Source organism: Bacteroides intestinalis DSM 17393, from assembly GCF_000172175.1.
Classification (GTDB): domain Bacteria; phylum Bacteroidota; class Bacteroidia; order Bacteroidales; family Bacteroidaceae; genus Bacteroides; species Bacteroides intestinalis.
This window is the reverse complement of sequence record NZ_ABJL02000006.1, coordinates 254382-280492: the sequence shown is the minus strand read 5'-3', so window position 1 is coordinate 280492 and position 26111 is coordinate 254382. Positions and strand designations below refer to the sequence as shown.

At 44.1% G+C, this 26111-nt stretch carries 26 protein-coding genes; 6 read left to right on the top strand and 20 right to left on the bottom strand.

The annotated features are described in order from the left end of the window. Positions 1 to 19 precede the first annotated feature (19 nt). From BACINT_RS03165 to BACINT_RS03145, 5 genes are all read right to left on the bottom strand, one after another. Positions 20 to 1276, bottom strand: coding sequence for a cupin domain-containing carboxymuconolactone decarboxylase family protein (locus BACINT_RS03165; protein WP_007660567.1), 1257 nt, complete (start codon positions 1274 to 1276; stop codon positions 20 to 22). A gap of 450 nt (positions 1277 to 1726) precedes the next feature. Continuing rightward, the gene (locus BACINT_RS03160; RefSeq protein ID WP_007660566.1) at positions 1727 to 2770 is read right to left on the bottom strand and encodes a GNAT family N-acetyltransferase; all 1044 of its coding nucleotides are present in this window, start codon (positions 2768 to 2770) and stop codon (positions 1727 to 1729) included. A gap of 76 nt (positions 2771 to 2846) precedes the next feature. Next, the gene (locus tag BACINT_RS03155) at positions 2847 to 3764 is read right to left on the bottom strand and encodes a DUF2156 domain-containing protein (protein ID WP_007660564.1); all 918 of its coding nucleotides are present in this window, start codon (positions 3762 to 3764) and stop codon (positions 2847 to 2849) included. 54 nt (positions 3765 to 3818) lie between these two features. After that, on the bottom strand, positions 3819 to 4514 hold the full coding sequence (locus tag BACINT_RS03150) for an LrgB family protein (RefSeq protein WP_007660562.1): 696 nt from the start codon (positions 4512 to 4514) through the stop codon (positions 3819 to 3821). Next, complete coding sequence (locus BACINT_RS03145; protein ID WP_007660560.1) at positions 4511 to 4849, bottom strand: CidA/LrgA family protein; 339 nt, start codon at positions 4847 to 4849, stop codon at positions 4511 to 4513. The genes BACINT_RS03150 and BACINT_RS03145 overlap by 4 nt, the downstream gene beginning before the upstream one ends. Positions 4850 to 5157: 308 nt before the next feature. Here BACINT_RS03145 and pta point away from each other — a divergent pair, with 308 nt between their 5' ends. From pta to BACINT_RS03125, 3 genes are all read left to right on the top strand, one after another. Continuing rightward, positions 5158 to 6168 carry a phosphate acetyltransferase gene (pta, locus tag BACINT_RS03135; RefSeq protein WP_007660556.1) on the top strand — a complete coding sequence of 337 codons (1011 nt, stop codon included), beginning with the start codon at positions 5158 to 5160 and terminating at the stop codon, positions 6166 to 6168. A gap of 27 nt (positions 6169 to 6195) precedes the next feature. Continuing rightward, the gene (locus BACINT_RS03130; RefSeq protein WP_007660554.1) at positions 6196 to 7398 is read left to right on the top strand and encodes an acetate kinase; all 1203 of its coding nucleotides are present in this window, start codon (positions 6196 to 6198) and stop codon (positions 7396 to 7398) included. A gap of 181 nt (positions 7399 to 7579) precedes the next feature. Continuing rightward, complete coding sequence (locus BACINT_RS03125; RefSeq protein WP_007660552.1) at positions 7580 to 8980, top strand: alkaline phosphatase; 1401 nt, start codon at positions 7580 to 7582, stop codon at positions 8978 to 8980. Positions 8981 to 9104: 124 nt separating this feature from the next. Here the strand turns inward: BACINT_RS03125 and BACINT_RS03120 are convergent, their stop codons facing one another. From BACINT_RS03120 to efp, 7 genes are all read right to left on the bottom strand, one after another. Beyond that, complete coding sequence (locus BACINT_RS03120) at positions 9105 to 9314, bottom strand: hypothetical protein (RefSeq protein ID WP_007660550.1); 210 nt, start codon at positions 9312 to 9314, stop codon at positions 9105 to 9107. A gap of 114 nt (positions 9315 to 9428) precedes the next feature. Then, positions 9429 to 11288, bottom strand: a complete 1860-nt coding sequence (locus tag BACINT_RS03115) for a serine hydrolase (protein ID WP_007660548.1) — start codon at positions 11286 to 11288, stop codon at positions 9429 to 9431. 46 nt (positions 11289 to 11334) lie between these two features. Further along, a complete protein-coding gene (locus tag BACINT_RS03110) occupies positions 11335 to 12099 on the bottom strand; it encodes a UDP-2,3-diacylglucosamine diphosphatase (RefSeq protein ID WP_007660547.1) in 765 nt (254 codons plus the stop codon). Between the two features lie 45 nt (positions 12100 to 12144). After that, the gene (locus tag BACINT_RS03105; RefSeq protein WP_007660546.1) at positions 12145 to 12456 is read right to left on the bottom strand and encodes a metal-sulfur cluster assembly factor; all 312 of its coding nucleotides are present in this window, start codon (positions 12454 to 12456) and stop codon (positions 12145 to 12147) included. A 246-nt stretch (positions 12457 to 12702) separates the two neighbouring features. Beyond that, positions 12703 to 13389: a RadC family protein gene (gene radC, locus BACINT_RS03100; RefSeq protein WP_007660545.1), complete on the bottom strand. Its 687-nt coding sequence runs from the start codon at positions 13387 to 13389 to the stop codon at positions 12703 to 12705. Between the two features lie 19 nt (positions 13390 to 13408). Beyond that, complete coding sequence (locus tag BACINT_RS03095) at positions 13409 to 14398, bottom strand: glycosyltransferase family 2 protein (RefSeq protein WP_007660544.1); 990 nt, start codon at positions 14396 to 14398, stop codon at positions 13409 to 13411. A 214-nt stretch (positions 14399 to 14612) separates the two neighbouring features. Then, complete coding sequence (gene efp / locus BACINT_RS03090; RefSeq protein WP_007660543.1) at positions 14613 to 15179, bottom strand: elongation factor P; 567 nt, start codon at positions 15177 to 15179, stop codon at positions 14613 to 14615. A 189-nt stretch (positions 15180 to 15368) separates the two neighbouring features. On the opposite strand from efp, the gene rpmH reads away from it, so the two are divergent. Beyond that, on the top strand, positions 15369 to 15530 hold the full coding sequence (gene rpmH, locus BACINT_RS03085) for a 50S ribosomal protein L34 (RefSeq protein ID WP_002558970.1): 162 nt from the start codon (positions 15369 to 15371) through the stop codon (positions 15528 to 15530). A gap of 97 nt (positions 15531 to 15627) precedes the next feature. Here rpmH and BACINT_RS03080 read toward each other — a convergent pair whose 3' ends face one another. From BACINT_RS03080 to BACINT_RS03045, 8 genes are all read right to left on the bottom strand, one after another. Then, positions 15628 to 16017 (bottom strand): rhodanese-like domain-containing protein, encoded by a 390-nt coding sequence (locus BACINT_RS03080; protein ID WP_117707097.1) that lies wholly within the window; start codon positions 16015 to 16017, stop codon positions 15628 to 15630. A gap of 4 nt (positions 16018 to 16021) precedes the next feature. Continuing rightward, the gene (locus BACINT_RS03075; protein ID WP_007660539.1) at positions 16022 to 16708 is read right to left on the bottom strand and encodes a NigD1/NigD2 family lipoprotein; all 687 of its coding nucleotides are present in this window, start codon (positions 16706 to 16708) and stop codon (positions 16022 to 16024) included. Between the two features lie 8 nt (positions 16709 to 16716). Continuing rightward, the gene (locus tag BACINT_RS03070; RefSeq protein ID WP_007660538.1) at positions 16717 to 17874 is read right to left on the bottom strand and encodes a hypothetical protein; all 1158 of its coding nucleotides are present in this window, start codon (positions 17872 to 17874) and stop codon (positions 16717 to 16719) included. Positions 17875 to 17947: 73 nt separating this feature from the next. Continuing rightward, positions 17948 to 18922, bottom strand: a complete 975-nt coding sequence (locus BACINT_RS03065) for a D-alanine--D-alanine ligase (RefSeq protein ID WP_007660537.1) — start codon at positions 18920 to 18922, stop codon at positions 17948 to 17950. After that, a complete protein-coding gene (locus BACINT_RS03060; protein ID WP_007660536.1) occupies positions 18919 to 19992 on the bottom strand; it encodes an RluA family pseudouridine synthase in 1074 nt (357 codons plus the stop codon). Before BACINT_RS03060 ends, BACINT_RS03065 begins: the two co-directional genes overlap by 4 nt. Before the next feature lie 59 nt (positions 19993 to 20051). Further along, complete coding sequence (locus BACINT_RS03055) at positions 20052 to 20693, bottom strand: PASTA domain-containing protein (RefSeq protein ID WP_007660535.1); 642 nt, start codon at positions 20691 to 20693, stop codon at positions 20052 to 20054. Positions 20694 to 20883: 190 nt separating this feature from the next. Beyond that, a complete protein-coding gene (locus BACINT_RS03050; RefSeq protein WP_007660534.1) occupies positions 20884 to 21837 on the bottom strand; it encodes a Rossmann-fold NAD(P)-binding domain-containing protein in 954 nt (317 codons plus the stop codon). Positions 21838 to 21895: 58 nt separating this feature from the next. Further along, positions 21896 to 23143, bottom strand: a complete 1248-nt coding sequence (locus tag BACINT_RS03045; RefSeq protein ID WP_007660533.1) for a glutamate-5-semialdehyde dehydrogenase — start codon at positions 23141 to 23143, stop codon at positions 21896 to 21898. A 102-nt stretch (positions 23144 to 23245) separates the two neighbouring features. Between BACINT_RS03045 and BACINT_RS24115 the strand changes: the two genes are divergently transcribed. Both BACINT_RS24115 and BACINT_RS03040 read left to right on the top strand, forming a co-directional pair. Continuing rightward, the gene (locus BACINT_RS24115; protein ID WP_157448644.1) at positions 23246 to 23458 is read left to right on the top strand and encodes a hypothetical protein; all 213 of its coding nucleotides are present in this window, start codon (positions 23246 to 23248) and stop codon (positions 23456 to 23458) included. A gap of 199 nt (positions 23459 to 23657) precedes the next feature. Continuing rightward, on the top strand, positions 23658 to 26087 hold the full coding sequence (locus tag BACINT_RS03040) for a glycoside hydrolase family 95 protein (RefSeq protein ID WP_021967943.1): 2430 nt from the start codon (positions 23658 to 23660) through the stop codon (positions 26085 to 26087). Positions 26088 to 26111 lie beyond the last annotated feature (24 nt).

Genomic DNA, 26111 nt, shown 5'->3' with positions numbered 1-26111 from the left:
GAATTTATGGAAGAAAGTATCATGCTTCTTTGATAATATCCAGTACCTTTATTGCTGCCGGAAAACCGATATAAGGCATACATTGTATGACAGCGGCAGTCAGCATTTCCTTACTGTTACCTACTTTCAGATTGGCCTGGAGGTGTGATTGGAGTTGGAGCTCTGCACCAATTACAGTCAGCACGCAGAAAGTTAACAATTCACGCGTTTGGGTATTTAGTCCGCTTCGGGTTTGGAAATCTCCGAAGTGAACTTCAGTCAGGAAACGTGCTACGTCGGCTCCCATGCCGCCCGGAACATCTTTTAGAAATTCCTTCATGGCCTCTCCGTAAAGTGGCTTTTGAATAGCAAGGCCTTTTTCCAAACGATTTTTTTCCGTCACAGTCTCCTGTTTTTCCAAAGGTAACTTGATGCCTCTTTCCGTAAATGTGGAGTTTATTGCACTTAATGCATTCAATACTTTTGGGAAACCGATAATGGGAGCGCATTGATAGATAGCCTCGCGCAGTTCTATAGGAGTTATCCCTACGTTTAGTGTAGCTCCGGCATGACTCTTTAGCTGTGGCAGTTGCTGCATGGCGGCTAATGATACGCAAGTAATCATCTCACGCGTTTTCATATCTAGATCCCCCGTCCTGAACACTTCTCCAAATATATATTTCTGAAGTATATTCATCATTTCCGGATCTGTACCTTCTCCGGTTAAAGCTTCTCCACCGAATAGTTGGGTGTAGTTCTTTTTACATAATTCAATTCTATTCTCATCCTTTTCATTCTTACTGCTTCTGTCTTTTACAGCTTCCGCATATTCTTCATCATTCACCACCTCAAGCCAGGTATTCTGATTCGTTTGCGGATTGCACGCTATGGCAAGGTGTGAGAACCAGCTATCGGGTGCGGCGCCGTGCCAATGTTCTACGTTAGGAGCGATTTCTACTACATCACCGGACAACAGACGGCGTGCAGCCTTTCCGCGTTCCTGATAATAGCCTATACCACCTACGGCAATTAGTAGTTGCCCGCCTGTGTGACTGTGCCAGTTGTTGCGGCAACCGGGCTCAAACGTAACGTTGGATATCGGGACATTCAATTCTTTACTGGTAGTCAAAGGTGCCAGCCAGGATTTACCTGTAAAATACTGTGCGTAGCCAGTATTCTCTTCCCCTACTGGGAAATCACTGATTTTTGGAACTTCTGTTTTCATATCTTGTGCGTTTATATTGCCTGTACCGATTAAAACAACCGTTATGGCAATGATTATTCTTTTCAGGTTCATAATGTTTTGTTTTTATGATGATAGGTTCTATTGTTTATTAAATCAATATTTATGGGATTCTGCATTCGCTTCATTTACAATGCAAAATTACCGAAGATATTCCGTAAACGTTGTATACAGATTACAGATAAAAGTAACTAAATTACTGTTTTTACCGGTTGGCGGGATGAGTTTATAACCGTGCGGTTATGAGTTAAATGGGGATTTATCATTTCCTTCCTTTCTTTTCGGAAATGAATTAGTACTACCAATGGCTTTAGATAATTGTTTGATTATCAATAGATAGTATTTACAAGCTATTTCCCTTGCGATGTAAAAGCATTTACCGCCGTATGTAACGACCTTTACCGCTTATTGTAACGCTCTTTACCTCGGCATGTAACGACCTTTACCTCAGCATGTAAATGGAGTTACTGTGTGGGGTTAACAAAGTTACCATTTGGGGTAATGTCAGTTTAGCATTAAACTCATGTATGCTTGTTCCGAAGCAAATACTTTTTCTGTTAATTGCCCGATTGTTAATTGCTCATGTGCGCCCGGAAGCCGTCTGTGACTATACATACATTTCCCTTTATTCAGGTAATAATAACCATTGTTGGCTGAAAGTTCGTTGTCAATGAGATCAATGTTCATTTCTTCCTCGGGATGTGCGGCTGCATAAAGTTGCAGTACAGGTTTGGCCTGAATGATGCGTATCATACCCAGATCAAAAGAGGATTGATCTTTTATGGGAGGCATGATGATATCGAGGGTTTCGGTATGCATGTTCTGGCAAATGCGAGTAAGTAACGAATGTTCTGCTTCGGGAGTATCTGCAAGTAATTCCTTTATATAGAGCTTGGAAGCTTCTTCATCGGGATAGACAATGGCAAGAGCGGCAATTCCAGATTCATCCGAAAGGGTGAAAATGCACCCACAACTCAGATTGAGGTCGGCCAGTATGACGTAGAAGTCTGTCTTTGTATGTTGCAGGCAGCAAGGGCGTTCCTGCATTTTGCGATTCAGATATTGGTAGACATCTTCATCATAGTCTGTGTAAGCCTGAAAGCACCAACCAGTCTCGGCAGATGAAGTGAGAGAAGGAGCATCCGTTTCATCTGTTGGCAAATGAAAAGTGCGTTTACCGTAACGGAAAGCCGTTGCATAACCTACGCGTGCATAGTAACCGAATAACCAGGGTTCGGCAGGAATAAGGGTAGTAAATGCGATATCATTACGATACATGCGCCCGAATGCTTGCGATAGCAATTCTCGCATAACGCCCCGGCTACGGTAGTCGGGGTGAGTGCAAGCTCCCGAAATATATGCAGTCGGTATACTATTACCATGAAAAGTGATCGGATAGGGAAGCATCTGTAAGGCGGCAATGACTTCATCACCACTTTCGATGGCAACATTCACTTCGCTGTTGTAGCGAAGGTTAAAGTACATATTCACAAACTCGTCATTGTCGTTAAAACAAAGCTTCCACAGCTTCTTTACCTTTTCACGCATTATTTCTATCTCCTATTCAGATGCTTACTATCTTTATTGATTATTTATTACTTGCTATTAACTACTTAAAAGAATCTTACCATTTCACCGGATCTACAGGGGTATCTTTCAGGCAAGCCATATATTTCTCCAGGACAATCACTGGCTGGTAGGATAGTTTGGCTTTGCGCAGACCTTCGATGCCCAAATCTTCTTCCCGGTTGATATAAGTATATTGCTCGGGGATATGGTTGGCGAATTCATAATTTATCATGGTGTAGGCACCATCAATCGTAGTGTCTGCTTTTTCTACATGTACGCCGAAAGTATCCTGGTTGATGGGCATACCGAAAGTGAAAGCTACAATTTTACCATCTACATGAAGAATACCTCCTGTCAGGCCAAGGGCATCGAAGTTATGCAGTGCATAGATAAGGGCGCGACGTTCGTTACCCGTACCTTCGTGCTGGTCGCAGTTGTTCACTTTGCACCATTCGGCTTCCAGATCGAGACATTCCTGTATACGGTTGGAAGTGAGAGGAACATATTCATAATTAGTATAGGTCCGGCGGAATTTATTGAGGTGGTTCCGTTTAGCTTGGAATTTCTTACCCGCCAATGTGGCAAGATCGGTCCGAAGATACAGGTAATCGGCATAATCTCTGTCCGCTTCGAAATGAAACTTATCAGGCATTATGGCTTCCAAGTCAGCGCGCATGCCTGCGCATACTCCGAGCATACAGAAGCGTTCACCTTCACGGTTGGCATCTTCTATCATATCCTCCAGCACTTTCTTTAAGTCTCCGTTCCCGACTGGCATCATATATACCAATTTTTCTCCTGCCCAGAATTTCAGTATCAGGAAACCGTCCTGTACTGCAAACTTGGTGTCGTAAAGGAAACGCCAACTACAGAGATTGGAGAATGAAAGGTCACAGTTGCGTCGAGGACTATGCTGTGTATAAGATGTAATGAGCTCTTTATCTTTAAGTTCGATGTCTTTAAATGATATCATATCGTCGTTTTCGTTAGTTTGAATATAAAGAATAACAAAGATAAGGAGAAATTGTTATAGCAACCCTAATAATCGCAAAATAGTCGGCGTAAGTAGGGCGGTGAAAATACCATTCAGTGTAAGTCCAAGACTGGCGTAAGCTCCGTATTTGCTACTGATATCCATGGCGGTGGAAGTTCCCACGGCATGGGCGGCAGCTCCCAAGGATAATCCTTGGGCAATAGGACTCTTAATACGCGTAAGTTTCAGGGTTTTTATTCCGACAATACTACCCAGTAAACCGACGCAAACCACTACGGCAGCCGTTAGTGCTGGAATGCCGCCTAATGTATCTGCTACTTCCATGGCAATAGGGGTAGTAACAGATTTAGGTGCCAATGAATAAATAATCTCCTGCGGTGCTCCCATCAGTTTGGCAATCACCACTACGGAAACTACCCCGATGATACAACCCGCCAATTGTGAAAGCAGGATCGGGACCAATTGTTTCTTTATGGCCTCCAATTGTAGATATAGGGGTACGCCAAGAGCTACTACTGCCGGTTTCAGCCAGAACTCAATGAGGTATCCGCCTTTGTTGTAGGTTTCGTAGTTGATATGCGCCATTTTCAGAAAGATAATCAGGATGGCGATAGTCAACAAAATGGGGTTAAGCAATAAAATACCAGTTTTCTTTTGCAACAGTTTTGAAAAGAAAAACACGCCGAAAGTAACGGCTAACAAGAAGAATTCGTTGTCTAAGTAACTCATTTGATTTTGCGTGCTAATTGATGAACCCACCCTGTAACGATTAAAACCAACAGGGTACTAACTAAAGAAGCAATCACTATCGGCCAGAATTGGGCAGCGATAATATCAAAATATAGCATGAGAGCTACACCGGGAGGAACAAAGAAGAATCCCAAATTAGCAACCAGAAAGTCGGACAAACCCTGCACCCATTGCAGTTTAATCCAACCCAATTTCAGGAAAAGGGTGAGCAACAGCATACCTATGATGCTGGACGGAAGCTTGATATCCGTAAGAAAAACAACCAATTCACCCAAAGCCAGGCATCCGAAAAGGATGGCGCATTGACGAATCATACTACTATTACCTATTTATTATTATTAAATTCAACTCTCTTTGGGCAATAACCTTCTTAATAACTGACCAAAAGTTGAATTGTTTACTGAAAACGCTGCAAAGTTAGGTGTTTTGCAAATTGGCTGTCACAGTTTCCTGCGATATTTCTTTCTATTTGTACATTTTGTGCCAGATTAGTGTTAAATATTATAATAATTGCGCTTTGGGCCACAAAAATGCCCCGAATTGCAATGTTGATATTGCAAAATTGTGTATTTTTGCGGCGTGAATAACACATCTACCGAATTTTTATACACAATTTATATATATGCAGAGATTAATTAATGAAATCGTTGAGCGCGCGAAAGCCGACCGCCAACGTATTGTTCTTCCTGAAGGAACGGAAGAACGTACTTTGAAAGCTGCCAATCAAATTTTGACAGATGGAGTTGCTGACTTGATTCTTCTGGGTAATCCGGACGAAATTAACGCTTGTGCAACAGAATGGGGACTTGGAAACATCAGTAAGGCTACTATTATTGATCCGGAGAATCATCCGAAGAAAGAAGAGTATGCACAATTGTTGTGTGAACTTCGCAAGAAAAAAGGTATGACTATCGAAGAGGCTCGTAAGTTGGTACTTAACCCACTTTATTTGGGCTGTCTGATTATTAAGAATGGTGATGCTGACGGTCAATTGGCAGGTGCACGCAATACGACGGGCGATGTATTGCGTCCGGCATTGCAAATCATTAAGACAACTCCGGGCATCACTTGTGTATCTGGTGCAATGCTGTTGCTGACGCACGCTCCCGAATATGGAAAGAACGGTATTTTGGTGATGGGTGATGTAGCTGTTACACCGGTTCCGGATGCGGAACAACTGGCGCAGATTGCGGTTTGTACCGCTCGCACTGCTAAGTCAGTGGTAGGTATGGAACCTAAAGTAGCGATGTTGAGCTTTTCAACTAAAGGTTCTGCTAAACATGAGGTTGTGGATAAAGTAATTGAAGCTGTGAGAATTGCTCATGAAATGGCTCCTGACTTGGCTCTAGACGGTGAGTTGCAGGCTGATGCTGCATTGGTTCCTGAAGTAGGTGCCAGCAAAGCTCCGGGCTCTCCGATTGCAGGAAACGCAAATGTGCTGATTGTGCCGAGCCTTGAAGTAGGTAATATTTCTTATAAATTGGTACAACGTTTAGGTCATGCAGATGCAGTAGGGCCGATTTTGCAAGGTATTGCCCGTCCGGTGAACGACTTGTCACGCGGTTGCTCCATCGAAGATATTTATCGCATGATTGCCATCACTGCCAACCAGGCTATTGGAGCCAAAGAATAAAATAATTATTAAATCTGAATATATAAAATGAAAGTCTTAGTATTAAACTGCGGTAGTTCGTCCATCAAATATAAATTGTTTGATATGGATCATAAAGAAGTGATCGCACAGGGTGGTATCGAAAAAATTGGCCTGCAAGGTTCTTTCCTGAAATTTACTTTGCCTAACGGTGAAAAGAAAGTTCTGGAAAAAGATATTCCCGAACATACCGTAGGGGTAGAATTTATTCTGGATACATTGACCAGTCCTGAATATGGTGCTATCAAGTCTTTGAATGAAATTAACGCAGTAGGTCACCGTATGGTGCATGGGGGGGAGAAATTCAGTGAATCTGTATTACTGACGCAGGAAGTACTGGATGCTTTTACCGCTTGCAACGATTTGGCTCCGCTTCACAATCCTGCTAACCTGAAAGGTGTAAACGCTATCTCTGCTATATTGCCCAACGTACCGCAAATTGGTGTATTCGATACTGCATTCCACCAGACTATGCCTGACTATGCTTATTTGTATGCTATTCCTTACGAATTGTATAAGAAGTATGGCGTACGTCGTTATGGTTTCCACGGAACTTCTCACCGTTACGTTTCACAACGTGTGTGTGAATTCCTGGGTGTGAGCCCTGAAGGAAAGAAGATTATTACTTGTCATATTGGCAACGGTGGTTCTATCACTGCTGTAAAAGATGGTAAGAGTATTGATACCAGTATGGGCTTGACTCCGCTGGAAGGCTTGATGATGGGTACACGTAGCGGTGACATTGATGCTGGTGCCGTAACTTTCATTATGGAAAAGGAGAACCTGACTGCTGCCGGTGTATCTGACCTGTTGAACAAGAAGAGTGGTGTAAAAGGTATCTTTGGAGTATCCAGTGATATGCGCGAGTTGGAAGCTGCTGTTGCTGCCGGAAACAATAAAATGGCCGACCTGACTGAAAATATGTATTTTTACCGTATTAAGAAGTATATCGGTGCTTATGCTGCTGCTTTGGGTGGCGTGGACATTATAGTGTTTACAGGTGGTGTAGGCGAAAATCAGGCTTCTTGTCGTTCAGGTGCATGCGAAGGTCTGGAATACATGGGTGTGAAACTGGATATGGAAAAGAATAAGGTTCGTGGAGAAGAAGCGGTGATTTCTGCTGACGACTCTAAAGTGAAAGTTGTAGTTATCCCAACTGACGAAGAACTGATGATTGCCTCGGATACTATGGCTATCTTAAATAAGAAATAATCCTTGAAAAGTTAATAATCTCGCAATCGCGATGTAACAATGAAGCCGGAAGCAATGCAGATTGCCTTCCGGCTTTATTTTTTAACAGTATCTGCTCCAAGCACTGGCTTAAAATCCTTATCTTTGCTTGTCTCTTAAGAGAAAGCGACATTTATTCAAACTACTTTAAATATACCAATTTATGAAAAGATTCATGTATTTATTGTTCTTTGTCCTGTTGGCAGGTGTGACGTATGCCCAACAGGCAAAGTATGTATTTTATTTCATCGGTGATGGAATGGGAGTGAACCAGGTGAACGGTACGGAAATGTATCTGGCCGAACAGGAAGGACGCATTGGTGTGAAACCGTTGTTGTTTACTCAGTTCCCGGCTGTGGGTGTTGCTACTACTTTCTCTGCAACCAACTCTGTAACGGACTCTTCTGCTGCCGGAACAGCTCTGGCTACCGGAGTGAAGACGTATAACGGTGCTATCGGTATGGATGACCAGAAGAATGTGATTCAGACTGTTGCCGAGAAAGCTAAGAAAGCCGGGAAGAAAGTTGGTGTAACTACCAGTGTCAGTGTGGATCATGCTACCCCTGCTGCTTTCTATGCGCATCAGCCTAATCGTAATATGTATTACGAGATTGCTCTTGACTTGCCGAAGGCTAACTTTGATTTCTATGCAGGTGGTGGTTTCTTGAAGCCAACTACTACGGCTGACAAGAAAGAAGCTCCAAGCATTTTCCCCATCATTGAGGAAGCCGGTTATACGATTGCAAAAGGTGTAGACGATTTTAAAGCTAAAGCTGCTCAGGCTGATAAGATGGTGCTGATTCAGAAAGATGATGCCAACCCTTCTTGCCTGCCTTATTCTATTGACCGCAAAGATGGAGACTTGACTCTTGCAGAGATAACTGAAAGTGCTATTTCTTTTTTGACTAAGGGTAAGAATAAAGGTTTCTTCCTGATGGTAGAAGGTGGAAAGATAGACTGGTCTTGCCATTCAAATGATCCTGCTACTACTTTCGAAGAAGTGATAGATATGGATAATGCTATCAAAGTTGCGTATGAGTTTTATAAGAAGCATCCCAAAGAAACTTTGATTGTAGTAACGGCAGATCATGAAACTGGTGGTTTAGGATTGGGTACAGGCAAGTATGAATTGCATCTGAAAGCCTTGAAGAATCAAAAACAATCTCAGGATTTACTTTCTGTTGCTATCACTGATTTGCGTAAGGCAAAAGGACATGATGTAACTTGGGAAGATGCCAAAGCACTGTTAACAGAAAAGATGGGCTTTTGGAAAGAGTTGCCTTTGACTTGGGAACAGGAAAAGATATTGCGTGATGAGTTTGAACAGTCGTTTGTAAAGAACAAGGTCGTGTTCGAGGAAACTCTTTACTCAAAGACTGAGCCGCTGGCTGCTTCTGCAAGAAAAGTAATGAGCCAGATTGCTATGGTAGGTTGGACAAGCGGCAGCCATACAGCAGGATATGTACCTGTATATGCGGTGGGTGCAGGCTCTAAGGAATTTGCTGGCAAATATGATAATACGGAAATTCCGAAGCGTATAGCAAAGGTTGCGGGATATAAATAATCAGATATTGATTTGTTTCAGGCGCGAATTAAGCGGATGATACGGATTACGCAATCCGTATCCGCATAATCCGCGCTTGTTGTATAATAACGTGCTGCTACTTCTACACTCATATTAGCTGTTATTACTTTAAGTCTTCCTTGACTATTTCGTCCATTTCTTCGAGACGTTTCTTTCGCTCTTTTGCAGACTTTACTTTCTGATCCTTGTACCCAAGATCTGTATGCTCAGAGACCTCTTCACTGAATTCCTCGAATTCATCCTTTGCCGGACGACCATGCGGGTCGATATTCTCTTCGGCAATTGCATTATTCCTATAAATCAAATCATCCATAACTGTATATTTTTAATGGTTTATGGATATATTACAAGATTAAAATGAAAAGGTTTCGTTTATTTCCTTTTTCTTGGGGACATTTACAGAAGATTAAATAGACGAAGCATCTGTTTACAGTGCTGGGAGCAGGTATTTCCAGATTAAATCCAGTTCCGCCTGCATATCTCCGATATGCGCTGTTACGGCAATAACGGCATCTTTTTCAGGAATTATGAGAATGTATTGTCCGTCTGCTCCATCAGCGCGGTAGGCATTGTGGCGGCAACGCCACATTTGATAACCATAACCTTGCATCCAGTCGTTCGTATTCTCACTAATCTTTGATTTCTTGGCTGCTTCGGGATCCATTCCTGCCGGGAAAGAAGCAATCTGTTTGGCAGATGCCTCGGCAATCCATTCCTCCGGTAACACTTGCTGTCCATCCCATTTTCCTTTTTGCAGGAAGAGTTGGCCCATCTTGGCAAGGTCCTCAGTTTTGAGGTACAAACCCCAGCCACCGCAATTGATGCCTTCCGGGCTTTCCTGCCATTTCACATTGACAATCCCCAGTGGACGAAACAGGCGAGGGTATAGGTAGTCCACTAACTTTTCTCCAGTTACTTTCTGTACGATGGCAGAGAGCATATAAGTACCAGGACTGTTGTATGCAAAGAATGTTCCTGGTTTATGATCTACGGGATAGGCAAGAAATTGTTCCACCCAACCTTTATCTGCATTTCTTGCTGCTCGTTCATTACTCCTGAGATCACCGTCATGTCCGCAAGTCATAGTTAGTAAGTCGTGGATAGTCATGGCTTCCAGGTTCTCACTTATATTTGCAGGCAGCTGATCCGGGAAGAAGGAAATTACTTTATCCGTTAGTTTTAGTTTGCCTTCGGCTATTGCAAATCCTATGGCTGAGGCTGTGAAAGTCTTGCTGACAGAGTTTAGTACATGGGGCTCGTCTTCTTTTCCTTCGCTCATCCATTTTTCTGCAAGTACATTGCCATGCTGTACAATCATGATGCTATGCAGGTCTTGGCCGGCATTCTTCACCGCTTCCAGGTATTTTTCCATTGCTTTCTCCAGTTTCTTGGAGGGAGTGCTACGGGGCAGTCCTTTGGTGAGTTGATTGATAGAAATCAGCTTGATGCCTTTCTCCTCGATGACTTGTTTTACACGCGGACTGGTAAGTAAGTCTGTGACGCCTTGCCGATCGAGTGCTACCTGTTCGTAGCCGATATGAAAGACGGTTTTCATCTCCTCATTGTCCAGTGCCGGATGATCGAGGAACAGATATCGTTTGCCTGCTTCCAGCTTATTCAGGGAACGTATGAAGCTTTCTTCCTTTTCGGCAGAGGTCCGGCTCGGACCGTCATAACCAATGTAAGTGAACTGATAATCTTGTGGTGAATCCATGCGATCAATGGAAGGAAGATTGTATTCTTTTGCCAGGCGTAGCACCAGTTCATTCACTTCTTTAGTGAATCCGGTGGACAGCATGTGCCCCGTCATATGGCTGAGTTGGGGAATGTTTCTCAGTGCCATCTCAATCTGTGCGCGAAACTCCTGTTCTACCTCTTTTATATCCCATTTATTTTCCATAACCGATTGTCCCGGATAGGCGGGATTGGGTCCCATCATCGGATAAAAGTATCCGTTCTCATCCGTCAGGCTGGGGCAATGGGTTAAGGGACGCCATTTTACATTTTCCCATTCACTGGTAATCACTAAATGTAAACCGGCATCCAATCCCGGGTTCTCTTTTAGCAGACGGACTGCTTCCGGATACCAGGCGGCTACGGGCATTACTTCTACAGAACGGGCGATACCCGACTGGTAGGTTTCAATACAGGCTTCATTGACAGAATGGAATGCTCCGAGGTCATCAATGCGGATAGCAAGGGAAGGAGCGGACTGTCCCCATGCCGAAAGAGTGCCTGCGATAAGTAAACATCCGGCAAAGAGATATTTGTGACTTAAAAGGTTCATATCAGATCAAACGGTTGGTTGGCACTTTAAGGTTGCCGGGGGAGGATTATAGTTTGGTTTCTCCTTCGATAAAATTCTCAAGGAAAAGGTTCTCACCATCGAAAACGGCATAAGAGAAATAATTAATCCAGTCTCCCAGTATGGTGATACGGGCGGTAGCGCTCAGCATCAGATCCAGTTCGATGTGACGGTGTCCGTAGATAAAGTAATTAATATTCGGATGGCTTTTCAGATACTCTTTGGTGTAGAGTATCAGGAATTCTTTGTCTTCACCCATATACTCGGGCTCTTTGCCGTCAATGCGTTTCAAGCGACTTTGCTTGGCCCAGTTCAGTCCCAATTCCATACTCCAACGGGGATGTATGGCAGAAAAAAGAACTTGTAGAAACTCGTTGTGAAACATGGAACGCAGGAACTTGAATTTCTTGTCAGGATCGCCCAAACCATCACCGTGGGCGAGGTAGAACTCCTTACCGTATATTTCCGTTGTAAGCGGTTCGCGATGCATAATGACACCGCACTCTTTAGTCAGATAGTCTCCGCACCAAATGTCATGGTTTCCTGTGAAGAAGTGTACTTCCACTCCTATATCCGTCAGTTCGGATAGTTTGCCCAGGAAACGGGTATAGCCTTTCGGCACAACGGTCTTGAATTCATACCAAAAGTCGAACATATCGCCCAGCAAATACACGGCAGAAGCTTTGTACTTGATACTGTCGAGGAAGTTGACGAGGCGTCGTTCTTGTGTGCGTCCGTGTTCGATGGCACGTGAGCCGAGGTGTGCATCCGAAAGGAAATATACATTCTTCATAACCGTGCTATTCTGCTTGTTACTAATTGCTTACTACTTGAGTACTTATAAGAATCCCAATTCCAACTTGGCTTCTTCACTCATCATATCCTTGTCCCATTCCGGTTCGAATACCAGATTGATGGTGGCAGCAGTGACACCGTCCACTGATTCCACTTTCTGGCGCACGTCTTCCATTATAAAGTCGGCTGCCGGGCAGTTGGGAGCTGTCAGGGTCATGTCAATGTTAACTTCTCCGCTGTCGGAGACATCTATTTTATAGATAAGTCCCAGATCGTACACGTTTACCGGAATTTCCGGGTCGAATACGGTTTTGAGCATCGCCACTATTTTTTCTTCTATTTCAAACTTGGTCATATTCGTATTATTTTAGTTAGGCAAAGATAGTTGAAACCGAAAACAGAAGCAAATTTATTTGCATTATGCTGAGCACAGACTATCTTCTTAAAGCAAAGCTAAAGAAATAAATTGAAACTACAAAGGAACGGGTTTTGAAAAAGCCTGTTATAGATACTCAGCAAACAGATTATTAAAGCCTTTCCCATCAAACATTACTCCCTTTCATTTGCATCCTTTATTGTGCTGATGTAAAAGATGCTTCTCTCAAATCATTCCTTCATCGTTAAAACTATAATATACTCCGTCTGTTACAATAACATGGTCGATGAGACGGATGTTCATGGTTTGGGCTCCTTTCTGGACAAGTTGCGTCAGACGTTGGTCGTCTGTACTGGGGCGAGGGCTGCCCGAAGGATGGTTGTGTATCAGGGCTATTTGTGTGGCACGCTGCATTAAAGCTTCACGCAGGATGCTGCGTACATCAGCAGTAGTCTGGTCGATACCACCTCGGCTGATGCGGGATTTGTCGATGACGCGGGAGGCTTGGTTGAGGAGTAAAACCCAGAACTCTTCGTGTGCCAGGTCGCAGAGAAGCGGGTGGAAGATTTCGTAGATGTCTTTGGAAGAGCGGATGGTGGTGCGTTCCGGACGCTCTTGTAGTTTGCGACGTTTGCCCAGTTCCAGTGCTGCCATGATGGTGATACTTTTGGCAGGACCGAAGCCTTTGAAACGGGAGAAGTCCTGTACTTCCCATTTACCCAATTGGTTCAGGTCGTTACTGCAGGCGGAAAGTACTCGTTGCATAAGTGATACTGCGCTTTCTTCTGTGTTTCCCGAACCGATAAGGATGGCAAGCAATTCGGCATCGCTTAAGGCTTCTGCACCTTTCAGCATCATCTTTTCTCGCGGGCGGTCTTCTTCCGCCCACTGGTTGATAGTTAGTTTTTCCATGTTGATTGTGAATCGCTAATCACTTATAAAAGTTCTTTTTGAAAGCTTCGAATTCATCTTTGCCAAGTATACAGCGGTTCCACCAGGCTCTCCAGAATCCCGTGCCATATCCGATAAGTTGGATAAAGGAGGCTGCAATGGAATAGATGCCGATACGCAGGCTTCGGTTCTGGATGGAAGAATCTGCACATACCAGTAGCGCATATAAAGCGATGGGCGTCAGGCTGTAAGGACAGAAAGGACTACCAAGTAATAGTATAGCTACTCCCAATGTGAATGCAGCGGGCAAGAGATGAACAACTTTCAAAGACTCTGGATATTTCTTATACAGATTGATACGTGCAATCCCTGAATTATGTACTTGTTTGAAGAACTTCTTTAAGTCTGTGCGACGTTTATGATACACCCATGCGTCAGGAAACAGCCGGCAGCGATAACCGCCTTTGAATATGCGGATACTGAAGTCTATATCTTCTCCGAAACGCATTTTAGAGAATCCCCCCAATGCGGCATATACATCTCGCTTGACCCCCATATTGAAGCTGCGTGGATAGAATTTATCCATTTTCTTTTTTCCTCCCCGGATGCCTCCGGTAGTGAAGAAGGAAGTCATGGAGTAGTTGATAGCTTTCTGTATATCCGTAAAAGACTCATGTGCCCGGTCCGGTCCGCCGAAGGCATCGGCAGGGGTAACCTGCAATTCTTTCTCGATGGCGGCAAGATAGCCTTTGGGCAGGATACAGTCAGAATCTAAAATGATCAGATACTCTCCGGTACTCCGTTCGGCACCATAGTTGCGGGTTTGTCCGGGACCGGAATTGGGTTTGTTATAATAGTGTATGTCCAGTTGCTTCTGGTACCTGTCCACTACTTCTTTGCAGGGGATAGAGGAACCGTCTTCCACAATCACGACTTCAAAGTCTTTGAAATTTTGTTCGGTCAGACTTTGCAAGAGTTCGTCCACTTCATCGGGACGATTATATACAGGAATAATGACGGAGTATCTCATAGGTGTTAATCTTTTAGTTCATTGTCTGTCTTTATCAGTTTACTCATGGTGCAATTCTATTGCTTATTGCTTACAAAGATAAATCATTCTTTTCCGATAATCTTCCCAATCGTATATTCTTTTGCTCCCCTATAGAAAAAACTGCCTGCCAGAAGTGCTTAATTCTTCTGACAGGCAGTTTGTATAATCGTACTATATGTACTCGGGAAACGGCTTATGCCTTCACACGGCTTACATAAGAACCGTCGCGAGTATCGATTTCAATCATTTCGCCTTCGTTGATGAACAATGGAACGCGTACAGTTGCACCAGACTCAACAGTGGCAGGTTTCAATGTATTTGTAGCAGTGTCACCTTTCACACCCGGTTCTGTATAAGTAACCTTCATCTGAACCTTTATGGGCATATCAGCATAAAGAACAGTTTCAGTGGAAGCGTCCGATACTACGTCCAGTACACTTCCTTCCAGCAGGAAGTCAACACCGTTGATCAGGTCGTGAGCAATAGGATGTTGGTCAAAAGTTTCCTGGTTCATGAAGATATAATCTTCACCTTCTTTATATAAGAACTGATAAGGACGACGCTCTACGCGTACATCTTCCAGTTTTTCACCGATATTAAAACGACGTTCCAGTACATAGCCATTCACTACGTCTTTCAGTTTAACACGCATGAAAGTGTTACCTTTTCCCGGCTTTACATGCAGGAAGTCAATACAGAAATACAACTTGTTGTCCATACGGATGCAAGTTCCGATTTTAATGTCTTGGGCATTAATCATACTAATATTTTTTATTTTAGATGTTATATAATTGTCTTCAGTGAGCTTTGCGGGTGCAAAAGTAATGGAAATCAGTAAAAATCGCAAAAAGTTTTGAGAGAAAAAGACTTAACTCTTGGTTATTTTGAAAAAAGTCCCTATTTTTGCAGCCCGATTACGTGAAATAATAACATAAAACAATATACAGTAATGAAAAGAACATTTCAACCTTCTAACAGAAAGAGAAAAAACAAACACGGTTTCCGTGAGAGAATGGCTTCCGCTAACGGTCGCAGAGTATTAGCTGCACGTCGTGCTAAAGGCCGCAAGAAACTGACTGTTTCTGACGAATACAACGGAGTAAAAGCATAAGCAAACTCTCTTTGTAATAAAGAATAAGAAAGCCGCAAAGGACTGATAAAGTGCTTTGCGGCTTTTCTATTTGCGCCAATTTGTTTCTTGCTCTATATTATTCTTCTATTTCCTTTCCTGCCTTCTTCCATTCTTCGAAACCTTTATCAAGGTCGTAAACCACATAACCTTTCTCACTAAGGATGGCGGCAGCTTTCTTACTGCGTTTGCCACTACGGCAATACAAGGCTACAGGTCTATCTTTTTGCAGGGTTGAATCTGCTATTTCGGCAAAAGTCTTATCAAGCACATTAATGTTGATGCTCTTTGGAATGTGAGATTCTGAATATTCGGCTAAGGTGCGTACATCCAGACGTTGCATTTCAGGATCGGCAATCAGTGTGGAGAAATCTTCCACAGAGACGGACTTAAAGTCTCCTTTCTGCTGACAGGAGAAAAGTGATGAGAAAAACAGGCAAATGCCTGCAATAAAAGAATTCATTTTCATCTTATTAAGGATTATATTCAAATTCGTAAGTCGCTTCTTTGCCAGAATACGTGTTGATGCTGAAATAAACCGTTATCTTATTGATTCCATCCTCAGCATATTGCCGTAATGGGACGGATGCATAAGCACGTTTGGTATAAGCCTGTACATCTCCGCCATCATCATGATAGAGGGATAGGCGTACTGTCCGGGTTCCTGTTTCTATGTCCGTGATGATTTCATCTTCTATAAAGTGGAACGCATGGCTTTTATTTTGTGATTTGATTTCCAACATTAAGTTCAGGTAATCAATGCCCATCCAGATGCTTAATACATTTACCGGATCACGTTTTATTCCATCTTTAAATTTATCCTCGGGTTGTGGAACAGGAGATATTGCTTTCAGTACTGCATACAATTTTGCTCCGGACTCTCCATTGGCAGTTGCTGCCTTGCCATAGTTGCTGACAATGCGGAGGGAAGAATTGGCATCTATACGTGTGTTTGATGCATCTTCCACTACTGCAAGCGTCTCACCTTCATCTGTCAATATGGACTGTAAACTACCGTCGGCACCTGCTTGGGCAGTCAGGAAGTCCAGTTTCACAGATGGATAATAGTAGTCGTCATCATCGCTACAGGAAACCAGTACACATAACAGTATAGGCAAAAGCCAGGATAAAGAAACTGGAAATTGTAACTTACCTTTCATTGTTTATTCTATTTCGGATTATCAGTTTGGGTATCCAAATAATTCGTCAACGGATTGGCATACATCAGCAATATCTTTTCACGCAAGAACGGCATATCTTTATTAGGCAATTCGATGCGGGCAAGTTGTTGGTCAATGTAATCCATGAAATGTTTCTTCTCTCCGGCCGTGTATTGACCGGCGAAGGTTTCAGTACCCGATAAAGAATCATGGGCTATGTAATTACCGGGATACAAACGATAATTCGCATGAATATTCCGGTCTATGAGTGCAGCAATTTCTGAGAATAACTCCGGTTTGGGAAGAGAACGATCTAATTTAGCCAGTTCTCCATTGATGCAGGGAGCCACCTGGAAGTGTACATGTCCCTTTGCACCGAACAGTCCGGTTTGCATATTCTTCAAGTCATCAGCTTGCGTCTTTTTGTAATCCGGTATATCCCGTTTCAACTGAAATTCCTGTGCTTTCAGGTAATCACAGGGATCGTATTCATATGAAATGGCCAATGGGACAATATTCATTTCGGTCAGACGATCAATAATATCGCCTTCTCCGCCCATGGCAAGCATTTTGAGCACACTTTCCTGGGTACGGTCATTGGAGTCTTTGGCACGTCCTTCACGCTGGGCAATCCAGATGGATTGATTCTTATCCTTAATGGTGTGGTGCATATAGCGTGACATGCGTCCGGAGGATTCCAACATCTGGCGCATGGTCAGGGTACGTTGTACAATGAAGGATTTGTTGACACGTACGAACTTCTTAATCCAAGGATAGATCAATAGATTATCACCGATGGCGATTTCTACCGTGTCCATGCCTTTGTCTATCAATTCTACTGACAGGAAACCAGAATCAAGAATAATGTCGCGATGGTTAGAGATGTAAGTGTAAGCAGATTTATGCTCCGGCTGTGCTGTATGGTCTAAAGTCACTCCCTGAGTCGTATCTCGGGAAAACTTTCTCAGAATAACGTAACAGAATGCTTTCTGAAACTCTAATTTTGTCTTGCAAGCACGCATTTTCTGTGCAAGCGCCTCAAAAGGAACTTCTGGAAAGACAGCAGACGCCACCTGCTGGAAAGCCGGATCGGCAATCAATTCCTCGTAAATCTGAGGGAGTTCCTCGTCATGATAAGGGCGGATTTCATCAAATTCCATATTCATAATGATTAACGTTTAGTTGGTTGTGAATAGTGAAGCTGCTGAGTGCCAATCACTGATCATTAACCCTTAGTCACTAAAACTGGTTCTCAATTATATCAGTCATTACATCTTTAATGTCTAAACCTGCAGCACGTACCTGTTGGGGTATAAAACTGGTGGCCGTCATTCCGGGTGTAGTGTTCACTTCCAGCAGGTTGATTTTATCTCCGGCAGTGATAATATAATCTACGCGGATGATGCCGGAAGCTCCCAGGATATCATAGATGGCTGAAGTCAAAGTCTGTATCCGGTGAGTCAGATCGTCGGAGATACGGGCGGGAGTAATTTCAGAAACCTGTCCGTTATACTTGGCGTCGTAGTCGAAGAATTCATTCTCTGTTACTACTTCCGTAATAGGGAATACTACTGAATTCTTTTTTGTCTTATAGCAACCGCAGGTTACTTCCGTACCTTCCATAAAGGCTTCCACCAGGACTTCCTGTGCTTCACCAAATGCCTTAACAATGGCAGGCTGTATTTGTTCTTTGGTCTTCACCTTGGTTACGCCAAAGCTGGAACCACCCAGGCTGGGCTTGATGAAACAAGGCAAACCAATCTTCTCTATTACATCTTCATCGGAAATAGACTGTCCCTGACGGAGTACTAAAGACTCTGCAATGCGCACACCGAATACTTTTAGATATTGGTTGCACGCAAACTTATCGTAAGTAAGTGCGGCTGCCAATACACCACAACAGGAATAAGGGATATGAAGAAGGTCGAAATAACCTTGCAAACGTCCGTCTTCACCCGGAGTTCCATGAATGGTGATATAGGCAAAGTCAAATGTCACCTTCTTGCCATCTACCTGAAAACTGAAATCGTTCCGGTCGATGGGAGCTTTGTTGCCGTCAGGAAGTTGCACGTGCCAGTCGAGTCCGTGCATTTCGACGATATATAATGTATACTTCTCCTTATCAATAAAGGAATAGATTCCTTGCGCACTGCGCAGGGAAACCTGGAATTCGGAGGTATCACCTCCGCAAACGATAGCAATCGTGCGTTTCATTCTAAATCTCTGTTACTGATATAGCCTCTCCATTTGTCTATTAGCTGGGTCATGTCGTCGGGCATTTCAGAAGTGAAGTACATTTCCTCACCAGTGGCAGGATGTACAAAGCCCAGCGTCATTGCGTGTAATGCCTGCCGTGGACAAGTATCGAAGCAATTGTTTACAAACTGTTTGTATTTACTAAAATGAGTACCTTTCAGAATTTCGTGTCCGCCATAGCGCTCATCATTAAAGAGTACGTGGCCGATGTGCTTCATATGTACACGTATCTGATGGGTACGTCCCGTTTCGAGAATACACTCCACAAGGGTGACGTAACCCAGACGTTCCAATACCCGGTAATGGGTAACAGCATGTTTACCCTGGTCGTCGGGCAACACGGTCATCTGCATACGGTCTTTGGGATTCCGGCCGATGTTACCTATAATGGTTCCTTCGTCCTGTTCAACGATTCCCCATACCAATGCACGATAACGTCGTTTGGTGGTTTTGTTGAAGAACTGTATGCCGAGATTGGTTTTGGCGTCCGGTGTCTTTGCTATAACGAGCAAACCGGAGGTATCTTTGTCGATGCGGTGCACCAGACCGACATGCGGGTCGTTGGCATCGTAATCGGGGTTATCTTTCATGTGCCAGGCTATGGCGTTCACTAGAGTTCCGTGGTAGTTACCGTGTCCCGGATGCACAACAAGTCCGGCAGGTTTATTCACTATCATGAGGTATTTGTCCTCATAAACAATATTGAGTGGAATGTCTTCGGGAATGACTTCGTTTTCGTAGCGTGGACGATCCATCATAATGGTAATGACGTCCATAGGCTTCACTTTATAGCTGCTTTTGACAGGCTTATTATTAGCCATTACAAAACCTGCTTCTGCTGATTTCTGAATGCGGTTGCGTGAAGCATTTGTCAGACGATCGAAAAGGTACTTATCTACGCGCATCATTTCCTGTCCCCTGTCCACTACCACACGGAAGTGTTCATAGAGTTGGGCCTCATCACCGACAGGCTCTACGTCGTCCAGGTCATCATCAATCGCTATGTCATCCGGCAATTCTTCTATCATTCCTCGTTTTTTCTATGTGTTATTATGATTGAAAGTTGCTTATTCTCCAAATATAATGTTTAGAACCAAGAGTCGTCAGTAGCAGAATCACCGGAAGAAACAGAACCTGTGGTTTCCGTATTTGTAGAATCTGACTCTTGAGCTAAGGCTCCGCCATCCCCTACTATTAGGGTAAGTGTGGAACCTACGGGAACTTTTTCACCGTTGGTCAGTGTGCGTCCTTTGTACTTTACGCCGTACACCCAATCTTTCTCACCGGCTATGTATTCGTTTTCGGCCAGCTTGAAACCGGTCGCTAATAAACGTGCCTGTGCCTGACGCATGGAACTATTATCTGCTACGTCGGGAACAATTTGTAAAGGTACATTCAGTGTGTTTATTGTCAGATAGATGGTGCGTCCTTCTTTTACTTTCTGTCCGGCAGCAGGATTATGTTCAAGGATGCATCCGGCGGGTAAGTTCTTTACGTAACTGGAGTCGGAAACAATACAGGTCAGTCCTTGGTTGCGGAACATTTTTTCGGCTTCAGTCACTCCCATGCCTTTTACATTGGGCACTACTACCGCTTCGCCGTGACGGGTATATATATCCAGTCCCTTCAAAACTCCAAACAGTACAAGGGCAACCACAACGATCATTGCAATCAGGTTTACCCAGAAAAATTTATTCTGTCGGAAAGAAAAAAACTCTTTTATTGTCATAATCCTTAGCGTTATTTGGGGCAAAGATAATGCAAACCGAAAGCAGTACAAAATAAGCTTGCTTATTTTTAATGCTGAGGTGCAGCTTATCTTCGCTTTTTGAGCAAAAATACAAATTTCGCCTTAGAGTGTAAGACAAACTAAGGCGAAACTTATATAATAGTTCAATGTCCGTTGTCCGGATCACCTTTTAAAGTGATTCGAGTAGTCTTTTCAATACTACTGTAGCCGATATTTCACGGTTGGCGGCTTCGGGGATTACAATGGATTGGGGGCTTTCGATGACATCATCCGTTACAATCATATTACGGCGTACAGGCAGGCAGTGCATAAAGTAGGCGTTGTTGGTTACAGCCATTTGGCGGTCGCTTACTGTCCATTCACGGTCCTTACTTAGAATTTGTCCGTAATTATCGCCTGCATAGGCAGCCCAGTTCTTGGCATAGATAAAGTCTGCACCTTCGAATGCTTTCATCTGATCGTATTCTACGCGGGCATGTCCTACAAATTGCGGGTCGAGTTCGTAGCCTTCGGGATGAGTGATGACGAAATCATAATCTGTAGCATTCATCCACTCTGCAAATGAGTTGGGCACGGCTTGTGGCAATGGACGCGGATGCGGTGCCCAGGTCATAACTACTTTAGGACGTGCCGTTTTCTTGTATTCTTCAATAGTGATGAGGTCGGCAAAACTTTGCAATGGATGGCGTGTAGCTGCTTCCATTGAGAATACAGGGCGTCCGGAATATTTAATGAACTGGTTTATGATGATTTCGTTGTAATCATCTTCTTTATTCTCGAATCGTGCGAAAGAGCGTACACCGATGATGTCGCAATAGCAGCCCATTACGGGGATAGCTTCCAACAGGTGCTCCGGTTTGTCACCGTCCATAATGACTCCGCGTTCCGTTTCCAGTTTCCATGCTCCCTGGTTGATGTCCAGTACGATTACATTCATACCCAGGTTTGTTGCAGCTTTCTGCGTGCTGAGGCGGGTACGCAGGCTTGAGTTGAAGAAAATCATCATCAACGTCTTGTTTCGTCCTAACTCTACGTATTTGAACCGGTCTTTCTTTATCTCAAATGCTTCATCCAGTGCAGCTTTCAGATTCCCGATGTCCTGCACACAAGTAAACTTCTTCATCTTATATATTTATGATTTATAATTTATGATTTATGGTGGAGCTTTGGCTGATCACTTATCACTCCCTTATCTGTCCTTCGCCTTCGATAATCCATTTATATGTGGTGAGCTCTTCCAATGCCATCGGGCCGCGGGCGTGAAGCTTCTGTGTACTGATGCCGATCTCGGCACCCAGTCCGAACTGCGCTCCGTCCGTGAAGGACGTTGGTACGTTGACATACACACAGGCGGCATCCACATCACGGCAGAACTGTTCGGCATGAGCTTTATCATTTGTTACGATACATTCGCTATGCTTGGAACCGTATTTTTGGATATGTGCTATGGCTTCGCGGATAGACTGGACGGTTTTGATAGACATTTTGTAATCCAGAAATTCCGTTCCAAAATCTTCTTCCGTAGCTTCTTTCAGTAAATCGGTGGGATAGCTGCCTTTCAGGACGTTGTATGCATGTGTATCTGCGTAGATTGTCACATGGCTATCTGGCAACGGAGCACAAAGTACCGATAGGTCACTGAGGCGCTCTTCATCAATCAGCAGGCAATCTAAAGCGTTGCATACACTGACGCGACGGGTTTTGGCATTGTTGATAATGGCGGCACCTTTCTCCACATCACCATAGCGGTCGAAGAATGTATGACAGATACCTGCACCTGTTTCAATAACCGGTATGGTAGCATTCTGACGCACAAAGTTGATGAGGCTGCTGCTGCCACGGGGAATAAGCAAATCCACATACCCCCTTGCATTTAGTAGTTCGGCTGTTGCTTCCCTGTCGGCAGGCAATAATTCTACGATATGAGGGGTGACTTGGAAACGTTCCAAAACTTCGTGTATAACGCTAATAATAGCCCGGTTGGAGTAGTCAGCATCGCTACCGCCTTTCAATATACAGGCATTGCCGCTTTTCAGACAAAGTGCGAATACGTCGAAACTAACGTTCGGACGAGCCTCGTATATGATGCCGATAACACCGAATGGAACACTTATTTTTTTAAGTCTCATTCCTTTGGGGTGTGTATTCTCCTTCAGTATATGCCCTACGGGAGAGGGGAGGGTAGCTACGTTGCGTGTATCCGCTGCGATGCCTTGAAGGCGTTCGGCGGTTAATTTCAGTCGGTCGTACTTCGGATCTTTAGGATCCATTCTTTCCAGATCTTTCTTGTTCTCTGCAAGAATAAAGTCTGACTTTGCCAAGGCGGCATCCGCTACAGCCAGCAGTATCTGATTGATTTCCCGGTCGCTTAACGACAGCAATTTCCGACTGGCTTCCTGCACGGTGGCAAATACTCTGTTTAAGTCCATCTTCTTTGTACTTTTTGTAGTTGATTATTCTGCAAATGTAGTAATTATATTGGGAATGCCTGCTTTATCTCTTTGAAAAAGAATGTGTAGAGAAAGGAGGGGATGGCAGGGATCTATATACCATTAGAGGTTAAGCCGCCGCATCGCCACTTTTATCTCTTTTCGCTACGATGGTTAAGGAAAATTGTAGTAGGTGCTTATTCTTTCCACCATGGAGAAAGTTGCTTTCCATCACGGGGAAACTTTCTTTCCACCATGGTGGAAAGAAAGAAACTCCACGGTGGAAAGAATAAACGTTCGGATGGAAAAGGCTAACCGTTGGAAGGGAAAAAGTATAGGAATGCCTAAGAACGGAGTTAGCTATTGCATTTAGTTCATTTTTGTACGATTTTGAGTAAATTCCATCATCCGATATGCATTAATATAATTTTAAGTCGATATTAATGCATTTTCATCGAATTTATTAATGAGATACGCTTTTCTTTGCATTTGGAAAATGTAAATTTTAAGAATCATGAAAAACCGTTTAATAAGTCTGTGCCTGCTGTGTGCTTGTTGCATGATGGTCAAAGCTGACGATCTGAAGCTGTGGTACAAGCAACCGGCTAAAGTATGGACTGAAGCATTACCTCTGGGTAATTCGCGTTTAGGCGCCATGGTCTATGGCGGAGTAGTTAACGAGCAAATACAGCTGAATGAAGAGACCGTCTGGGGTGGTGGTCCGCACCGGAACGATAGTCCGAAGGCACTCGGCGTATTGCCTACGGTCAGGGAGTTGCTTTTTTCCGGACGTGAGAAGGAAGCTGAAAAAGTGATTGCCGATAACTTTTTTACCGGACAACATGGTATGCCGTTCCAAACCATTGGCAGTTTAATGCTGGAATTTGAAGGACATGCTGACTATTCCGATTATCGCAGGGAACTGGATTTGGAGAAAGCGATAGCCTCTGTACGTTATAAAATAGGTGAAGTAAACTATACTCGTACCGTGTTTACATCCTTGGCAGATAATGCTCTGATTGTGCGTATCGAAGCCGACAAACCGGGAGCAGTCAATTTTACCACTCGATATAGCACTCCGTACAAAGAATACGAAATAAAAAAGAACGGTAAAAGCTTGCTGCTGTCCGGACATGGCTCTGCACACGAAGGCATTCCGGGTGCCATCCGCTTTGAAACCCGTACGCAGATAAAGGCCGAGAAAGGCAAAGTCAACGTCACCAACGACTGTATCGAAGTGAAAGGAGCAGACGCAGCAGTGATCTATGTAACCGCTGCTACTAACTTTGTCAATTATAAAGACGTAAGTGCCAATGAAACCCGCCGTGCAACAGAGTTCTTGTCGCAGGCCATGAAACGCCCCTATGCACAAGCCCTTGCAGCTCATGAGGAAGCTTATCAAAAGCTGTTCGGACGTGTCTCGCTGAATGTAGGTGCTTCCAGCAAAGAAGAAACTTCCTACCGCATTAAGCACTTTAACGAGGGAAAAGACCTGGGATTGGTAGCCCTGATGTTCCAGTTCGGACGTTATTTGCTTATCTCTTCTTCACAACCCGGTGGGCAGCCTGCAGGTTTGCAAGGCATTTGGAATCATGAATTGCTGGCTCCGTGGGATGGAAAATATACTATCAATATCAATACGGAAATGAACTACTGGCCGGCAGAAGTAACTAATCTGCCCGAAATGCATCAACCTCTTTTCCAGATGGTGAAAGAACTGTCCGAGTCGGCACAAGGCACTGCGCGTACTTTGTATGATTGCCGGGGTTGGACGGTGCATCATAATACGGACCTGTGGCGCATGGCCGGTCCGGTGGATGGTGCTTCGTATGTTTGGCCTTTGGGCGGTGCGTGGCTCAGTCAGCACTTGTGGCAACATTATCTCTATACAGGAGATCAGGCTTTCCTACAGACTGCCTATCCGGCTTTGAAAGGGGCAGCTGATTTCTTCCTCGATTTCCTGGTAGAGCATCCTAAGTACGGTTGGATGGTTTGTGCACCGTCTATGTCTCCCGAGCAAGGTCCTCCGGGAACAGGAACCATGTTGACCGCTGGATGTACCATGGATACTCAGATAGTATTGGATGCTTTGACTTCCGTACTGTCCGCCACGAAGTTGTTATATCCCGATCATACATCGTATTGCGATAGCCTGCAAGGCATGATCAAGCGCTTGCCTCCTATGCAGATAGGCAAACATAACCAGTTGCAGGAATGGCTTGCTGATGTGGATGACCCGCATAATGATCACCGTCATGTTTCCCATTTGTATGGGCTTTATCCGAGTAATCAGATTTCTCCTTATGCCCATCCGCAGCTTTTCCAAGCCGCTAAGCGTTCGCTCCTCTATCGGGGTGATATGGCTACGGGATGGTCTATCGGCTGGAAAATTAATCTTTGGGCACGCCTACTCGATGGAGATCATGCGTATACAATTATTAAAAATATGCTGAAGCTGGTGGAGAAGGGTAATCCTGACGGACGCACTTATCCGAATATGTTCGATGCACACCCGCCTTTCCAAATTGACGGAAACTTCGGTTTCACGGCAGGCGTAGCCGAAATGTTGCTTCAAAGCCATGATGAAGCTCTGCACCTGTTACCTGCCCTGCCTACGGCATGGAGCAAAGGTAGTGTGAAAGGTCTGGTGGCACGTGGTGCTTTCGAAGTTGATATGGACTGGGATGGCGGTGAGCTGACGACGGCTATTGTAACTTCACGTATCGGTGGAAACCTGCGTATACGTTCGTATGTACCGCTGGAAGGTGCCGGCTTGAAAGAAGCTAAAGGTGAGAACCCGAACCCGTTGATGAAACGTGGAGATATCAAGGAGCCCTTGGTGGCAGAGGGCCTAAAGGCGCAGTACCCCATCCTGTACAGGATATACGAGTATGATATACAGACCCGACCGGGAGAAAAGTACACATTGCAAAGAGCGTTTTAAAAAAGTGATATAGATAAAATAGGT

Excerpts from the sequence above, each read along its gene's own strand:
- BACINT_RS03145 (WP_007660560.1), bottom strand. The coding sequence starts at position 4,849 with ATGATTCGTCAATGCGCCATCCTTTTCGGATGCCTGGCTTTGGGTGAA.
- BACINT_RS03115 (WP_007660548.1), bottom strand. The coding sequence starts at position 11,288 with ATGAACCTTTTAAGTCACAAATATCTCTTTGCCGGATGTTTACTTATC.
- BACINT_RS03075 (WP_007660539.1), bottom strand. The coding sequence starts at position 16,708 with ATGAAAGGTAAGTTACAATTTCCAGTTTCTTTATCCTGGCTTTTGCCT.
- BACINT_RS03040 (WP_021967943.1), top strand. The coding sequence starts at position 23,658 with ATGAAAAACCGTTTAATAAGTCTGTGCCTGCTGTGTGCTTGTTGCATG.
- BACINT_RS03080 (WP_117707097.1), bottom strand. The coding sequence starts at position 16,017 with ATGAAAATGAATTCTTTTATTGCAGGCATTTGCCTGTTTTTCTCATCA.
- BACINT_RS03095 (WP_007660544.1), bottom strand. The coding sequence starts at position 14,398 with ATGAGATACTCCGTCATTATTCCTGTATATAATCGTCCCGATGAAGTG.
- efp (WP_007660543.1), bottom strand. The coding sequence starts at position 15,179 with ATGATTAATGCCCAAGACATTAAAATCGGAACTTGCATCCGTATGGAC.
- BACINT_RS24115 (WP_157448644.1), top strand. The coding sequence starts at position 23,246 with ATGGCAGGGATCTATATACCATTAGAGGTTAAGCCGCCGCATCGCCAC.
- pta (WP_007660556.1), top strand. The coding sequence starts at position 5,158 with ATGCAGAGATTAATTAATGAAATCGTTGAGCGCGCGAAAGCCGACCGC.
- BACINT_RS03125 (WP_007660552.1), top strand. The coding sequence starts at position 7,580 with ATGAAAAGATTCATGTATTTATTGTTCTTTGTCCTGTTGGCAGGTGTG.
- radC (WP_007660545.1), bottom strand. The coding sequence starts at position 13,389 with ATGGAAAAACTAACTATCAACCAGTGGGCGGAAGAAGACCGCCCGCGA.
- BACINT_RS03105 (WP_007660546.1), bottom strand. The coding sequence starts at position 12,456 with ATGACCAAGTTTGAAATAGAAGAAAAAATAGTGGCGATGCTCAAAACC.
- BACINT_RS03165 (WP_007660567.1), bottom strand. The coding sequence starts at position 1,276 with ATGAACCTGAAAAGAATAATCATTGCCATAACGGTTGTTTTAATCGGT.
- BACINT_RS03130 (WP_007660554.1), top strand. The coding sequence starts at position 6,196 with ATGAAAGTCTTAGTATTAAACTGCGGTAGTTCGTCCATCAAATATAAA.
- BACINT_RS03060 (WP_007660536.1), bottom strand. The coding sequence starts at position 19,992 with ATGATAGAAGAATTGCCGGATGACATAGCGATTGATGATGACCTGGAC.
- BACINT_RS03055 (WP_007660535.1), bottom strand. The coding sequence starts at position 20,693 with ATGACAATAAAAGAGTTTTTTTCTTTCCGACAGAATAAATTTTTCTGG.
- BACINT_RS03110 (WP_007660547.1), bottom strand. The coding sequence starts at position 12,099 with ATGAAGAATGTATATTTCCTTTCGGATGCACACCTCGGCTCACGTGCC.
- rpmH (WP_002558970.1), top strand. The coding sequence starts at position 15,369 with ATGAAAAGAACATTTCAACCTTCTAACAGAAAGAGAAAAAACAAACAC.
- BACINT_RS03150 (WP_007660562.1), bottom strand. The coding sequence starts at position 4,514 with ATGAGTTACTTAGACAACGAATTCTTCTTGTTAGCCGTTACTTTCGGC.
- BACINT_RS03155 (WP_007660564.1), bottom strand. The coding sequence starts at position 3,764 with ATGATATCATTTAAAGACATCGAACTTAAAGATAAAGAGCTCATTACA.
- BACINT_RS03120 (WP_007660550.1), bottom strand. The coding sequence starts at position 9,314 with ATGGATGATTTGATTTATAGGAATAATGCAATTGCCGAAGAGAATATC.
- BACINT_RS03160 (WP_007660566.1), bottom strand. The coding sequence starts at position 2,770 with ATGCGTGAAAAGGTAAAGAAGCTGTGGAAGCTTTGTTTTAACGACAAT.
- BACINT_RS03050 (WP_007660534.1), bottom strand. The coding sequence starts at position 21,837 with ATGAAGAAGTTTACTTGTGTGCAGGACATCGGGAATCTGAAAGCTGCA.
- BACINT_RS03065 (WP_007660537.1), bottom strand. The coding sequence starts at position 18,922 with ATGAAACGCACGATTGCTATCGTTTGCGGAGGTGATACCTCCGAATTC.
- BACINT_RS03045 (WP_007660533.1), bottom strand. The coding sequence starts at position 23,143 with ATGGACTTAAACAGAGTATTTGCCACCGTGCAGGAAGCCAGTCGGAAA.
- BACINT_RS03070 (WP_007660538.1), bottom strand. The coding sequence starts at position 17,874 with ATGAATATGGAATTTGATGAAATCCGCCCTTATCATGACGAGGAACTC.